At 67.3% G+C, this 13716-nt stretch carries 11 protein-coding genes; 4 read left to right on the top strand and 7 right to left on the bottom strand.

The genetic code is table 11. From position 1 onward, the window contains the following. Position 1 precedes the first annotated feature (1 nt). The 5 genes from AUL33_RS02730 to AUL33_RS02710 all read right to left on the bottom strand — a co-directional run bounded on the left by AUL33_RS02730 (position 2) and on the right by AUL33_RS02710 (position 4949). Positions 2 to 1045: an L-idonate 5-dehydrogenase gene (locus AUL33_RS02730; RefSeq protein ID WP_062203407.1), complete on the bottom strand. Its 1044-nt coding sequence runs from the start codon at positions 1043 to 1045 to the stop codon at positions 2 to 4. Further along, positions 1042 to 2448, bottom strand: a complete 1407-nt coding sequence (locus tag AUL33_RS02725) for a TRAP transporter large permease (protein WP_062203406.1) — start codon at positions 2446 to 2448, stop codon at positions 1042 to 1044. The genes AUL33_RS02730 and AUL33_RS02725 overlap by 4 nt, the downstream gene beginning before the upstream one ends. Before the next feature lie 5 nt (positions 2449 to 2453). Beyond that, positions 2454 to 3026, bottom strand: a complete 573-nt coding sequence (locus AUL33_RS02720; protein WP_062203404.1) for a TRAP transporter small permease — start codon at positions 3024 to 3026, stop codon at positions 2454 to 2456. Between the two features lie 152 nt (positions 3027 to 3178). Next, positions 3179 to 4153, bottom strand: a complete 975-nt coding sequence (locus AUL33_RS02715) for a sialic acid TRAP transporter substrate-binding protein SiaP (RefSeq protein ID WP_374754399.1) — start codon at positions 4151 to 4153, stop codon at positions 3179 to 3181. A gap of 1 nt (position 4154) precedes the next feature. Beyond that, on the bottom strand, positions 4155 to 4949 hold the full coding sequence (locus tag AUL33_RS02710) for a FadR/GntR family transcriptional regulator (RefSeq protein WP_062203403.1): 795 nt from the start codon (positions 4947 to 4949) through the stop codon (positions 4155 to 4157). A 255-nt stretch (positions 4950 to 5204) separates the two neighbouring features. On the opposite strand from AUL33_RS02710, the gene AUL33_RS02705 reads away from it, so the two are divergent. The 3 genes from AUL33_RS02705 (at position 5205) to AUL33_RS02695 (ending at position 8662) form a co-directional block, all read left to right on the top strand. Continuing rightward, positions 5205 to 6230, top strand: a complete 1026-nt coding sequence (locus AUL33_RS02705) for a hydroxyacid dehydrogenase (protein WP_062203402.1) — start codon at positions 5205 to 5207, stop codon at positions 6228 to 6230. An 11-nt stretch (positions 6231 to 6241) separates the two neighbouring features. Further along, positions 6242 to 6688, top strand: a complete 447-nt coding sequence (locus AUL33_RS02700) for an RbsD/FucU family protein (protein WP_062203401.1) — start codon at positions 6242 to 6244, stop codon at positions 6686 to 6688. Between the two features lie 219 nt (positions 6689 to 6907). Beyond that, complete coding sequence (locus tag AUL33_RS02695; RefSeq protein WP_062203399.1) at positions 6908 to 8662, top strand: ABC transporter ATP-binding protein; 1755 nt, start codon at positions 6908 to 6910, stop codon at positions 8660 to 8662. Between the two features lie 63 nt (positions 8663 to 8725). Here AUL33_RS02695 and AUL33_RS02690 read toward each other — a convergent pair whose 3' ends face one another. Together AUL33_RS02690 and AUL33_RS02685 are read right to left on the bottom strand one after the other, a co-directional pair. Then, positions 8726 to 9988 carry a porin gene (locus AUL33_RS02690; RefSeq protein ID WP_062203398.1) on the bottom strand — a complete coding sequence of 421 codons (1263 nt, stop codon included), beginning with the start codon at positions 9986 to 9988 and terminating at the stop codon, positions 8726 to 8728. 253 nt (positions 9989 to 10241) lie between these two features. Beyond that, entirely contained in the window at positions 10242 to 12434 is a 2193-nt protein-coding gene (locus AUL33_RS02685) for a TonB-dependent siderophore receptor (protein WP_062203397.1), read from the bottom strand. 217 nt (positions 12435 to 12651) lie between these two features. Between AUL33_RS02685 and AUL33_RS02680 the strand changes: the two genes are divergently transcribed. Further along, a partial coding sequence (locus AUL33_RS02680) for an acyltransferase (protein WP_062203396.1) occupies positions 12652 to 13716 on the top strand: 1065 nt, incomplete at its 3' end.

Raw genomic sequence — 13716 nt, 5'->3', positions numbered from 1 at the left:
ATCACGCCGCCGTCAGAACCACCTTGACGCTCTGGCTGCGATCGAGCGCCAGCCGGAAGGCGTCCGGCGCTTCGGCAAGCGGGCGGCGAGCAGTGACGATGGCGAGAACGTCGATCGCGCCGGAGACGATGAGATCCACGGCTTCCGCAAATTCACGGTCGAAGCGGAAGGTGCCGCGAAGGTCGAGTTCCTTGGCCATGACGGCGTTCATCGGCGCGGGGATCGCGCCGCCTGGTAGGTTGCCGACCTGCACCACGATGCCGCCTCGGCGCACGAGCGCGATGGACGAGGCGAGGCCCGCCGGGGTGCCGGACACCTCGAACACCACGTCCGGCGCCGCGATGCGCTTCAGCGCGTCCGGGTCAGCGGACACATCGATCGCATGGGTGGCGCCGAGCCGGGTGGCGAAGGCGAGCGGAGCGGCGGCGACATCCACCACCGTGGTCTCCGCGGCGCCGCACAGCCGCGCGCAGAGGAGCGTCAGAAGGCCGATCGGCCCGGCCCCGACGATGGCCACCGAGCGACCCGCTAGGTCGCCGGCGCGGGCCACCGCATGGAGGCAGACCGCGAGCGGTTCGGCGAGCGCCGCCGCCTCGATCGGCAGCGTATCGGGCACCGGGACGCACTGCGCCGGCGCAGCGTCGAAGAGGCTGGCGAACCCGCCCTGCATGTGCGGATCCTTCGAGGCAGAGCCCATGAAGAAGACGTTCTCGCAGAGGTTGGCGCGCCCCTCGCGGCAGCGCGGACAATGGCCGCAGGCCCGCGAGGGGTTCACCGCGACGCGCGTCCCGACCGTGAGGCCGGTCACGTCGCGGCCCACCGCTTCCACCGTTCCCGCCACCTCGTGGCCGAGCACGAGCGGCTCCTTGACCACGAAGTCGCCGGTGCGGCCATGGCGGAAGTAGTGCATGTCCGAGCCGCAGATGCCGCCGGCGCCGAAGCGGATCCGCACCCGGTCGGGGGCGAGCTCCCCGAGCGGTCGGTCGACGACGCGAAGGTCTTCGGCCGCGAAGATCGTGGCAGCGTGCGCGAGGGTTCCCGTCATCGGATCAGTCCCATCTGGGTCGGCAGCCACAGGGTCACCTGGGGCACGAATGTGATGACGATGAGAGCGATGAAGAGCGGCACCAGCCAGGGCAGGATGGCCATCGTCGTTCGCTCCACCGACAGTTTGGCGACGCGCGACAGGACGAAGAGGACCATGCCGAGCGGCGGGTGAAGAAGCCCGATCATCAGGTTGAGCGTGATGATGAGACCGAAATGCACGGGGTCGATGCCGAGCCGCAACGCGATCGGCAGGAGGATCGGCACGATGATGGTGATCGCGGCGATCGTGTCGAGGAAGCAGCCGACCACGAGGACGAGGATGTTGACGAGAAGCAGGAAGACCCACGGGTTGTCGGTCACCGCGAGAATGGCGTCCGACAGGAGCTGCGCGGCCTGGCTCACCGTCAGCAGCCAGGCGAAGACCGAGGCGGCGGTGACGATGAAGAGCACCGAGGCGGTGGTCTCGATCGTGTCGAAGCTCGCCTTGGCGAGACCCCGGAAGGTCATCGAGCGGTAGCGCACGAGGCCGAGGAAGAGCGACCAGATGACGGCCGCCACGGCCGCTTCCGTGGGCGTGAACCAGCCCATCGTCATGCCGCCGATGAGGATCACCGGCGTCATCAGCGCCATCACGGCCGAGAAGTCGAAGTACCAGTCGACCGCGATGAGGGCGAGGAGTGCGATGCCGACCGAGAGGTTGAGCGACAGGCCGGTCAGCGTCAGCAGCCAGATCGTCAGCGGTACGGCGAGCACGACGACGATCTCGAGCGAGGCGGCAAAGAGCTTGCGGACCTCGAAGGGCGCGTCGGAGCCCCATCCCTTGCGATAGGCCATGATCGCGACGGTGATCATCATCAAGAGCGTCATCACGACGCCGGGGATGATGCCGGCCATGAACAGCGCGCCGATCGAGACGTTGGCCATCATGCCGTAGATCACGAAGGGCAGCGAGGGCGGGAAGATCGGCCCGAGCGTCGCCGACGCTGCGGTGACGCCGACGGCTGCCTCCACGGGATAGCCGTGGTCTTTCATGGCCTTGATCTCGATCGTGCCGATGCCGGCGGCATCGGCCAGCGCGGTGCCGGACATGCCGGAGAAGATCACCGAGCCGATGATGTTCACCTGCGCGAGACCGCCCTTCATCCAGCCGACGAGCGCGACGGCGAAGGAGTAGATGCGTCCGGTCACGCCGGCGATGTTCATCAGGTTGCCGGCGAGGATGAAGAAGGGCACGGCGAGGAGCGGGAAGCTCTCGACGCCGGCGATCATCCGCTGCGCGATGATGATGTCGGGCGCGATGCCGTAGACGAGGAGATAGAGGCCCGAGGCCACGAACATGGCGATGGCGACGGGAACGCCGATCACCATGAAGCCGAGGAACGTTCCGATGAGGAGCAGCATGCGCGTTATTCTCCCATGCCGTCGAACGCGCCGGGGCGTTCGAGCACCGAGTAGCCACGGCGCCAGTTGCCCCAGGCCACCTGCAGGGCGCGCAGGAGCATGAGCACGAAGGCGGCGAAGACCGTGTAGAAGATGATGGAGCGCGGCAGGTCGATCGTGACCATGCGTTCGCGCGAGACGATGCCGACATAACGCCAGAGGAGCTTCACGGCGTAGGCGAAGAAGGCGATGCGCACGACGTCGACCGTGATCGAGAGAACGCGGGCGAGGCGCGGGGAGATGTAGTGGTAGAGCACGTCGACCTGGATGTGCCGGGACATGCGCACGCACATGACGGCGCCGCCGAAGACCACCACCACGAGGCAGTTGATCGCGATCTCCTCGGTCCAGGCGAGGCTGTTGTTCATCACGTAACGGGTGAAGAACTGGAGGAAGACGCAGAGCGCCATGCCCCAGAAGACCGCCAGCGTGATCCAGTCCTCGACCGAATAGGGCGAGAGATCGGCCGGGCCGGTGTCCTCCTCGAACGCCTGTGCGATGTCCTCGGTGGTGACCTGCGTGTGATGCTCTTGTGCCATGGCGGTCGTCCTTCCGGGCGCAGGGCGGCGCACGCCGCCGGCAGTCGACACGACGCAAAGGTCGGCCGGCGCAGCGTCGGGCGGTGGTGAGTTACGGGGGATGACGGAAACCGGCTCCGGGCGCGATGGCCCGAAGCCGGATCGGGTTGGGCTTACTGAACGGCGCGAATCGCGTCGTAGTCGGCCTGGCGATAGCCGTAGGTCTCGAGCGGCGCCTTTTCGCGCACGGTCTTCTCGAAGTCCGCCTTGTCGACTTCGCCGACATTGATGCCGCGATCCTTGAAGCTTTGGACGAGCGCGGTCTCGCGCTCCTGCACGATCTTCGTGGCGCGAGCGGCGGCCTCCAGCATCACCTCCGTGAAGATCGCCTTGTCGGCATCCGAAAGCGAGGCCCAGCGGGTCTGCGAGACCACGGTGTTGAGGTGATCGACAATGTGGCCGGTCAGCGCGATGTACTTCTGGACCTCGAAGAACTTCTTGGCCTCGATCGTCGTCAGCGGGTTTTCCTGCGCCTCGACCGTGCCGTTCTGCAGCGCGAGGTAGACTTCGGCGAATGCGATCGGCGCGGTGTTGGCGCCGCAGGCGCGGGGCATGGCGAGGTAGGCCGGCACGTCGGGCACCCGCATTTTCACGCCGGCGAGATCGGCGCACGTCTTGATCTCCTTGTTCGCCGTCGTGTGCCGCGTGCCATAGTAGGTGACGGCCGCGATGTGGTGGCCGGAGGCCTCCTCGTAGCCGGCGGCGAGCGTCTTGAAGATGTCGCTCTTCGTATAGGCGAGGAGATGCTCCGGCCCGCGGAAGATATAGGGATAGTAGGTCACACCGATCGGCGGAAACTCGCGCGCGGCGAAGGACGAGCCGGAGATGATGATATCGGCGGTGCCGAGCGTCAGGCCCTGGTTGAGGTCGGCTTCCTTGCCGAGCTGCGAGGCCGGATAGACGGTGACCTCGTAGCGGCCCTCGGTGCGCTTCTTGATCTCCTCGGCGGCCCAGACCGACTCGGTATGGAACGGCTCGGTGACCTCGTAGACATGCGCCCAGGTCAGCTTCGTCTGGGCCAGCGCTCCGCCTGCCGGCATCAGGGCGAGGGCGGCGAGGGCCCCCAGCATCAGTTTCGACTTCATCATGTCACGTCCTCCCGGTTGTGGTTCGTTTCGGCCGGCTGGGCCGGCTTGTCTTGGCTGTCGCGGCGCCCGGCGTCCTCCCGCCGGGCGTCTCGTTGGCGGCCGTCTCGCCGAAGCCGCGCTGGAAGCGCAGCTGCGACTTCTTGAGATGGCTGCGCATGGTGGCCTCGGCGCCGGCCGCATCGCCCGCGGCGATGGCATTGCGCACGAGGCGGTGCTCGGCATGGGCGAGGCGCCAACTTTCGCCGGTCTCGAAATACTCGGACAGGCGCTCGAAATAGGGGGTCATGCGCTGGTCGAAGAGCTCGCCGATGAAGCGAGTGAGCACGGCATTGTCGAGGATGCCGGCGACCGTCACGTGGAAGCGCCGATCGATCGCGATCGTCTCAGGGGAGGGATGGCTCCCATCCTCCATCAGCGCCAGGATCGCGTCGAGCGCCTCGATGTCGGCCGGCGTCGCGCAGGCCGCCGCCTCCTTCGATACCGCGCTTTCCACCAGTTCGCGTGCCCGCAGCAGCTCGAACGGGCCGTCGAGTTCGGCCGGCACCGGCACGGGCACCAAGGTCGGCGGCGCGGTGACGTAGATGCCGGAGCCGACGCGGATGCGGATGCGGCCCTCGACTTCCAGCGCGATGAGCGCCTCGCGCACGGTCGGCCGCGAAATGCCGAGGCTCTCGGACAGTTCGCGCTCGGTCGGCAGGCGGTCGCCCACCCCATACTCGCCGCTGTCGATGAGACTGCGGAGCTGGTCGGCGACCTGGCGATAGAGGCGGCGGGGTTCGATGGCGGCGATGGGCATGATGTCGCTGCGCCCCTCCCAAAGCCTCACGACTGGCCAATTGATCTGACCAATTGCCAAAACTTATGCGGACAGATCGGATGGCGCGTCAAGCGGGTTTCGCTCCCGCAATCAATCGCTTGCGTGGTGCAGCGCAGCATGACCCTTGGCTTGGGTGGCGAGCGGCGGGGCAACGAAGCGTTTGAGGCACCGGCAAAACGGCGCTATCTCCGGCGGTGTCCGGCAGCGTGCTGCGGGCGAATCGGGGAGGACCGCATGACAGACCGGCCGCTGGTGATCGTCGCGCCGCATCCGCGCACGCTCGAGATGATCTTCACGCCCGATGCGCTGGCCGCCTTTCGCGAGCGCTACGAGCTTTGGGAGACGTCGGGCGACGAGATCGCCGCGCTGCCGCCGGAGCGGCTGGCCGAGGCGCGTTACCTCGTCGGCCAGCCCGATCTGTCGGCGGACCTTCTTGGTGCGATGACCGGCCTTCGCGCGATCGTCAATGTCGAGGGCAATTTCACCGACAACATGCCCTATACCGCCTGCTTCGAGCGGGGCATCCACGTGCTGATCGCCAGCGCCGTCTTCGCCGAGCCGGTGGCCGAGATGGGGCTCGGCATGGCGCTCGCGCTGCATCGCTCGATCGCCTCGGCGGACGCGGACTTTCGCGCAGGGCGCGAGGTCTGGGGGCTGGACGGCAACGGCTCGGCGCGGCTGCTATCGGGCTCGCGGATCGGCATTGTCGGCTTCGGCGATCTCGGGCGCGCCGTGAACCGGCTGCTCGCGGGCTTCCGCGCCGAGGTTTTGGCCTTCGATCCCTGGCTGCCGGCGTCGGTGCTGCGCGACCACGGCGTGGCGCCGGCCTCGCTCGACGAGATCCTGCGGACCTGCGACACCGTCTTCGTCACCGCAGCGATCACCGCCGAGAACGGCCATCTCTTCGACGCCGCCGCCTTTGCCAGAATGCAGCCGGGCGCGGCCTTCATCCTTCTCAGCCGCGCCGGGATCGTCGACTTTCCGGCGATGCTCGAGGCGGCTAGGCGCGGCCGGATCAAGGTCGCGACCGACGTCTTTCCCGAGGAGCCGCCGACCGCCGACGACCCTGCGCGGTCGACGCCGAACACGCTGCTCTCGGCCCATCGTGCCGGCGCGCTCGACGTCGCGTTCCAGCGCATGGGCGACATGCTGCTCGACGATCTCACGCTGATGGATGCCGGCCTGCCGCCGGCGCGCCTGCGCCGGGCCGAGCGCGAGACCGTCGGCCGCATGCGCTCCAAACCCGTTTCCAAGAGCTGAAGGACCCGTCCATGCTCAAGACCATCTCGCCGCTGATCTCCGCCGACCTCCTCTCCATCCTCGCCGAGATGGGGCACGGCGACGACCTCGTGCTCGTCGATCGCAACTACCCGGCGGAATCGACCGCCGCCGAAACCGTTACCGGCGTCTGCCTGCAGATGGCCGGCGTCGGCACCACGGAGGCGGCGCGCGCCATCCTCTCGCTGCTGCCGCTCGACAGCTATGTCGACGCGCCCGTGCGCCTGATGCAGGTGGTCGGCGATCCCACGGCCGTGCCGGACGTTCACCGCGAGATGCAGGAGGTGGTGGATGCCGCCGAGGGCCGGACGGTGACGATCGAGGGCGTCGATCGCTTCGCCTTCTACGAGGCCGCCAAGACTGCCTATGCCGTGGTGCGCACGAGCGAGGCCCGGCCGCACGGTTGCTTCATCTTCAAGAAGGGCGTCATCTTCGACTGAGCGCGGAAGGATCCGAGGCGGTCGGCGGCTGCATCTCACACACCGAGAGAAGCCAATGGCATCCGCCGCGCAAACTTGATAAGGCGTCTCAAGTATAGCGCGGCGGACAGTGTGGCTGCGGGTGTGAGCATGCAGTCCTGCCGCTCGCGTGCGCCCCGGGACCGTCCGCGCCGCGCCGCTGGTCCGTCCCGCCGGGCCCGATCCGAGGACCGATCCGCCATGCTCGCCCGCTTCTTTTCCTATTATGCGCCCTGGCGCACGCTCTTCCTCGTCGACTTCTCGTGCGCCGTCATCGCCGGTCTTCTCGAACTCGGCTTCCCGATCGCGGTGAAGGTCTTCGTCGACGACTTGCTGCCCAGCGGCTCGTGGAACCTCATCCTCGCGGCGTCCGCCGGGCTGCTGGCGATCTACATCCTCAACACCGGGCTGATGGCCGTGGTGACCTATTGGGGGCACATGCTCGGGATCAACATCGAGACCGAGATGCGCCGCAAGGCGTTCGACCACCTCCAGACCCTGTCCTTCGGCTTCTTCGACAACCAGAAGACCGGTCATCTCGTCGGCCGGCTGACGAAGGATCTGGAAGAGATCGGCGAGGTCGCCCATCACGGGCCGGAAGACCTGTTCATCGCCGTCATGACCTTCCTCGGCGCCTTCGCGCTGATGCTGACGATCCATGTCGAGCTGGCTCTGATCACCGCGATCGTCGTGCCCGTCGGCACCTGGGCGACGACCCGCTACGGTTCGCGCATGACCAAGACCTGGCAGGCGATCTACGGCTCTGTCGGCGACTTCAACGCCCGGATCGAGGAGAATGTCGGCGGCATCCGCGTCGTGAAGTCCTTCGCCAACGAGGATCACGAGCGCGCGCTCTTTGCCGTCAACAATGCCGGCTACCGCGCGCGCAAGCTCGACGCCTACCGCATCATGGCCACCAGCCAGTCGCTGAACTACCTGACGATGCGCCTGACGCAGGTCATCGTCATGGTGGCCGGCACCTGGTTCGTGATATCAGGCGACCTGTCGAACGGCGGCTTCATCGGCTTCCTGCTTCTCGTCGGCGTGTTCTTCCGCCCGGTGGAGAAGATTGCAGCGGTGCTGGAATCCTATCCGAAGGGCATCGCCGGCTTCCGGCGCTATTGCGAGTTTCTCGACACCGAGACCGAGATCGCCGATGCGCCGGGCGCCGTCGAGATCTCCGGCACGGCGGGCGCGATCAGCCTGCGCGGCGTCGAGTTCGCCTACGCCTCCGGGCGGCAGGTCCTGGCGGGCATCGATCTCGAGGTGAAGCCGGGCGAGACGATTGCCTTCGTCGGGCCGTCGGGCGCCGGCAAGACGACGCTCTGCTCGCTCGTGCCGCGGTTCTACGACGTCAGCGCCGGCGCCATCCTGATTGACGGCATCGACGTGCGCTCCATGACGCTCGCCTCGCTGCGCCGGCATATCGGCGTCGTCAGCCAGGACGTGTTCCTCTTCGGCGGCACGATCCGCGAGAACATCGCTTATGGCCGGCTCGACGCCTCGGAGGCCGACATCCTGACCGCGATGGAGCGGGCCCACCTGACGCAGACGATCGCCGCCCTGCCGAACGGGCTCGACACGGTGGTCGGCGAACGCGGCGTCAAGCTCTCGGGCGGCCAGAAGCAGCGCCTTTCGATCGCCCGCATGTTCCTCAAGGATCCCGCGGTCCTGATCCTCGACGAGGCGACCTCGGCGCTCGACACCGAGACCGAGCGCGCGATCCAGGCCTCGCTTGCCGAACTGGCGGCCGGTCGCACGACGCTCGTGATCGCCCATCGGCTGTCGACCATCCGCCATGCCGACCGCATCGTGGTGGTGGATGGCGGTCGCATCGTCGAGACCGGCAGCCACGAGGCGCTGATCGCGCGCGGCGGCGCCTATCGCCGGCTGACGGACGTGCAGGACACCGTCTTCTCCACGGAGCGCCCGGGAACGAGAACGGCGGCCGAATAGGCCGCCGTCGGGTTCGATCGAGCGAAAGCGAACCGCTCGCGAGAGCGGTCCGCTTCCGCGTGCTCAGAAGTCTCGCTGGAAGCGCAGGAAGCCGGCGACCTGATCGGTCTGGCCGACGGCTTCGAAGTCGACGTTCTTGTAGGAGACTTCCGCCAGCGTCGCGAAATTGTCGGTGATGGCGTAGCCGACGTTGAGGACGCCGGCATAGTAGTCGGCCGAGGACTCGATGTAGCCCACGGTCCCGTTCGGCAGGCGGGTCAGGAAGGCGGTGTCGAAGGTCTCGCCGTACTGGCCGGCCACCGCGACGCCGAGCTTGCCGAAGGCCTGTGCGTAGCCCGCGCCCGCGGCCCATTCGAGGAAGATCGGCAGGGCGCCGGGCGTCGGGTTCAGGATGTTGGCGTCGTTGGCCGAGAGCGAAGCGACCGTCGCGATGCCGGGAATGGAGGCGTAGACGGTCGGATCGAACGCATAGTGGCCCTCGAACTTCAGCGTCGAGTCCGCGAAGATCAGGTCCTTCAGCGAGAGGCCAGCCTTTAGCGCGAAGGCGCCGTTATTGCCGTCTTCCAGCAGCGTCGGCGTTCCCGTCAGGAAGACCGGGCGGAACGACACGTTGTCCAGGAGCAGCGGGTCGAGACCGAACGCGGCGTCGATATCCTCGGCGCTGAAGGTCTCGTCGTAGACGCCCGACAGGAAGGCGCTGCCCCAGGCGCCAGAATAGACCAGCTTGCCGTGAATGTCCGGCACCACGTCGCCCGTGCCGTCGTCCTCGATGCCCAGGGTGGCCGAAAAGCCGTTGGCGGCGAAGGTGTAGGAGGCCTGGTTGGTGTTGAAGTCGCCGACCACGAGGTCGGTGTCGGTCAGCAGGCCGTCCTCGATGCCGCCGATGTCCGACGACCACATCGAATCGCGATAGCCGACGAGGAGGCCACCGAGCTGGGCGAAGGCCTGGTCGATCTGGACCCCGTTGTCGGTGCCGGACGTGTTCGTCGTCTGCAAGCGAACGAAGGAGCGAAGGGTGCCGAGTTCGGTTTCCTCGCGCGCGTCGAAGTTCATGCGCAGGCGGTAGCTCGAACCGGCCTGATAGTCGTCGCCCTCGAGATTGACGGCGGGGTCGCCTGCGAACGTCGTGTCGTAGCGCAGGTAGCCGCCGATGCCGAAGCAGGTCTGCGTGCCGGGAATGTAGTAGAACCCCTTGCCGTAGACGTCGCAGACGCGGACGTAGTCCGCTGGCTCGGGCTCGGGCATGACGACGGCATCCGCCGCGCGGGCCCCCGATACCGCCACGAGTGCCGCTGCGGACCCCAGAAGAAGACCTTTGATGCTCATGCGCGATTGCCCCCGCTATCGCGGCCCGGTCGTACCGGAGCCTTACTAAAACGCGGGATCAGTAGAACCGGAGAGTGTGAGGAGCGGCAACATCAAAAATGGCTGTCGACGGCATCGCGCCGCCGCCTGTTGCCCCTCGATCACAGCGTGTACCGAGACCCTTTTCGCGCGCGGAAACCCGGATCGCCATCACGGCGGATCCGGGTTTCAAACGAGCCTCGGGCTTCGCGCGCCGTCGTGCGCGAGGCGTCGCTCAGAACTTCACATGCGCCTTCAGGAGACCGGAACGCCCTTCCGCATAACCGCAGGTCAGGACACCCTGGCAACCCGCGACGTAGCGCTTGTCGAAGACGTTGTTGACGTTCAGCGAGACGCCCCAGTCGTCCTTCTGGTACGCGATGCGCGCATCGAAGACCGTGGCGCTCGGCACCTTCAGCGTGTTCTCGTTGTCGGCATAGGACGAGCCGATGTAGCGGATGCCGCCGCCTAGCTCGACGCCGTCGAGCGGACCGGTGGGCACCTCGTAGTTCAGCCACAGCGAGGCCAGCACTTCGGGGACGAGGAAGGGCTGGTTGCCGACGATCGCCGCGTTGGCGTCCTCGCGGATCTCGAGATCGTAGGCGGTGAAGGAGCCCACCATGTTCCAGTCGTCGGTGAGGTTGGCCTTGGCCTCCAGCTCGAGGCCGCGCGAGCGGATCTCGCCGACGGCGCGGGGCACGAAATTCGCGTCCGACTGCAGCGTGTTGCGGCGGGTGAGGTCGAAGAGCGAGGCGGTGAAGACCGCGTCGATGCCGACCGGCGCATACTTCACGCCGACCTCGACCTGCTCGCCTTCCTGCGGCTTCACGGCGTTGCCGTCCGCATCCGTGCCGATCTGCGGGTTGAAGAAACGGGAGACGCTGACATAGGGCACGATGCCGCTGGCGAACTCGTAGCCGAGGCCCGCACGACCGCTGAAGGCGCCGTCGTCGCCGTCATAGTCGTTGTCGCCGGAGGAGCGGTCGTCGCGGTCGATCCACACCGAATCGCGGCGTCCGTTCAACGTGACGATCCAACCGTCGCCGAACTTCACCTGATCCTGCGCATAGAGGCCGAGCTGATTCAGCGTCAGCTTCTCGTCGAGATAGGGGTCGAAGAGCGGCGCGAGCTCGTTCGTGTAGCTGGGGTTCAGGATGTCGAGCGGCGCGGCGGAGCCCACCGCCTGGACCTGCGAGATCCGGTAGTTCTTGTAGTCGATGCCGGCGAGCAGCGTGTGCTGCAGCGGGCCGGTGTCGAGATGGATCTCGGCCTGGTTGTCGGTGGTGAAGAGGCCGGCCTGCGTGTCGTGGAAGAAGTTGAGGCGATTGAGCGCCGCCAGCCCGTCCACCGGCGAGGCCGCGCCGCCGAACCCGGTGGCGGCGTTGTAGTAGCCGAACGTGTAGGGGCCGTATTCGGTGCGCGTGATGTCGGCGTAGCGGGTGTTGGAGCGCAGCGTCAGGGTCTCGTCGACGCGGTGTTCGAGATCGTAGCCGACCGTCGCCTGACGCGCCTTGAACTGGTCGAGTTCGGGCTCGTTGTAGTAAAGCGAGCGCGGGATGCGACCGAACGAGGCCTCGGTTACGGTTCCCTCATAGGGAAAGAAGCCGTTGGTGTGGCGCTGCTCGTCGGCCTGATAGGTGGCGTAGATGTCGAGCTTCGTGTCGGCATCGGGCTGGAAGCTGAGCGAGGGCGCGATGACGCCGCGCAGGTTGTCGGCATAGTCGACCTGCGTCTCGCCGCCCTTCACGCGGCCGACGACGCGGTAGCTCCACGGGCTGTCGGCGTCGAAGCGATTGCCGAGATCGACGCCCGCATAGCCGTTGGGATCGTCGGTCACGGCGCCTTCGACATAAGCGTGGCGCTCGCCGTCGGCGCGCTTCGAGATCGAGTTGACGATGCCGCCGGCATTCGAGCCGCCGTAGAGCACGGAGGCGGGACCGCGCAGCACCTCGATCCGCTCCAGCAGGAACGGATCGACGATGAAGCCGGCGAAGGCGTACTGATAGAGCGGCAGGCCGTCGAGGAAGATGCCGTTCTGCGTGGCGTCGAAGCCGCGGATATAGAGCCAGTCCGTGTCGGTATCGGCGCCGAACGGGGCGCTGAGAACGCCGGGCGTGTAGCGAAGGGCCTCGTCCAGCTTCTGCGCGCCGCGATCGTCGATCTCGTCGCGACCGATCACCGAGACCGCCTGCGGCACCTCGACGAGCGGCGTTTCCGTCTTCGAACCCGTCGCCGTGCGCTTGGCGACGTAGCCGTTCACCGGCCCCGTGGCGCGCTCGGTGCCGCCGGTCCCGTCACCGGTTCCATCGGCGTCGACCGTCACGGTGTCGAGGACGATCGACTCCTGCGCGCCGGCGACCGGCGCGAAGCCGGGCAGGGCCGTGCTGGCCAGAAGGAGAGCGAGAAACGGAAGGGACGGGCGTGACATCGGGAACTCCAGACAGGACCGCTGCCTTCATATCGCCCGTAAGGTGAGCATGACAGTCATGTTTCGCGCGAGCGATCGAAACGTGGCGGAAACGTGGCCCTTGGGACACAGGGGGCGCGCGATGAGTCTGCCTTGAACTCACCGCCGAGAGCGGGCAGGGAGGGCGGCAAGGCCGACCGCATCCAGGCTCCCTTCCGCAACGAGGCACGACATCCGCATGAAGACGGCCGGACGCGTCGACCTGAAGCCCCTGACATCGCTGCGCGGCATCGCGGCGGCGATGGTCGTGGTCTACCACTATACAGGCGGCTTCCTGCCGGCGATCGACATCGGGCCGTCGACCGGGCTGGTGGCGCGGGGCTACCTCTTCGTCGATCTCTTCTTCGTCCTCAGCGGCTTCGTCATGGCCCATGCCTACAGCGCCGCGTTCGACCGCCGCGTCGGGCTCGCCGCTTGGGGCGGCTTCGTGCGGGCGCGCCTCGCCCGGGTCTATCCGCTGCACGTGGTGATCCTCTTCGGCTTCCTGGGGCTGGAGACGGCCAAATGGCTGGCGACGCACGTTGGATACTCGGTCGGCACGCCGTTCAACGAGGCCTCGACCGCCGGCCAGTTCGCACTCAACCTTCTCCTGCTGCAGACAAGCGGGCTCCTCGCCTTTCCGACCTGGAACGGACCGGCCTGGTCGATCGGGGCGGAGTTTCTCGTCTATCTCGCCTTTCCCTTCGTTTCGGTCGCGATCCTGCGATCGGGCCGGATCCTGCGCGCAGGCATCGCCGTCGCCGCCGTGGCGCTGCTGCTGGCGATTTCCGAGGGCGGCGCCAACCTCGACCAGACCGCGCGGCTCGGCGCGCTGCGCTGCTTGGCCGAGTTCACGCTGGGTATGCTGGCCTATCGCCTCTACGCCGAAACGGCGGTGGCGCGCTTCGCCGGGACGCCGGCGGTCGTCGGCGCTGCGGCCGCGACGCTCCTCGCGTTGCATTTCGAAGCGCCCGACATCCTCGTGCCGCTCGGCTTCACCGCGGTGATCCTGCTCGTCGCGGCCAATCGGGGCGCGGCGGCCCGGCTTCTCTCGGCGCCCTGGCTGGTGACGCTCGGCCTTGTCTCCTACTCGGTCTACATGGTGCACTACCTGCTGCTCGAAATCGTCGATCTCGCCAGCCGCATCCTGACCGGCGGTCGAGTCGGCGATGGGCTCGGCGTCGCGCCATCGCTTCTGGTGTTCGCGGCGATGGTCGCCGCCGTGCTGGCGATCTCGGTCCAGTTGCATCGGCGGGTGGAGGAG

Origin of the sequence: Aureimonas sp. AU12 (assembly GCF_001463705.1) — a bacterium.
Classification (GTDB): Bacteria; Pseudomonadota; Alphaproteobacteria; order Rhizobiales; family Rhizobiaceae; genus Aureimonas.
The sequence above is the reverse complement of the archived record's forward strand: the minus strand, read 5'-3'. Positions and strand labels throughout refer to the sequence as shown.

Excerpts from the sequence above, each read along its gene's own strand:
- AUL33_RS02730 (WP_062203407.1), bottom strand. The coding sequence starts at position 1,045 with ATGACGGGAACCCTCGCGCACGCTGCCACGATCTTCGCGGCCGAAGAC.
- AUL33_RS02725 (WP_062203406.1), bottom strand. The coding sequence starts at position 2,448 with ATGCTGCTCCTCATCGGAACGTTCCTCGGCTTCATGGTGATCGGCGTT.
- AUL33_RS02720 (WP_062203404.1), bottom strand. The coding sequence starts at position 3,026 with ATGGCACAAGAGCATCACACGCAGGTCACCACCGAGGACATCGCACAG.
- AUL33_RS02715 (WP_374754399.1), bottom strand. The coding sequence starts at position 4,153 with ATGATGAAGTCGAAACTGATGCTGGGGGCCCTCGCCGCCCTCGCCCTG.
- AUL33_RS02710 (WP_062203403.1), bottom strand. The coding sequence starts at position 4,949 with ATGCCCATCGCCGCCATCGAACCCCGCCGCCTCTATCGCCAGGTCGCC.
- AUL33_RS02705 (WP_062203402.1), top strand. The coding sequence starts at position 5,205 with ATGACAGACCGGCCGCTGGTGATCGTCGCGCCGCATCCGCGCACGCTC.
- AUL33_RS02700 (WP_062203401.1), top strand. The coding sequence starts at position 6,242 with ATGCTCAAGACCATCTCGCCGCTGATCTCCGCCGACCTCCTCTCCATC.
- AUL33_RS02695 (WP_062203399.1), top strand. The coding sequence starts at position 6,908 with ATGCTCGCCCGCTTCTTTTCCTATTATGCGCCCTGGCGCACGCTCTTC.
- AUL33_RS02690 (WP_062203398.1), bottom strand. The coding sequence starts at position 9,988 with ATGAGCATCAAAGGTCTTCTTCTGGGGTCCGCAGCGGCACTCGTGGCG.
- AUL33_RS02685 (WP_062203397.1), bottom strand. The coding sequence starts at position 12,434 with ATGTCACGCCCGTCCCTTCCGTTTCTCGCTCTCCTTCTGGCCAGCACG.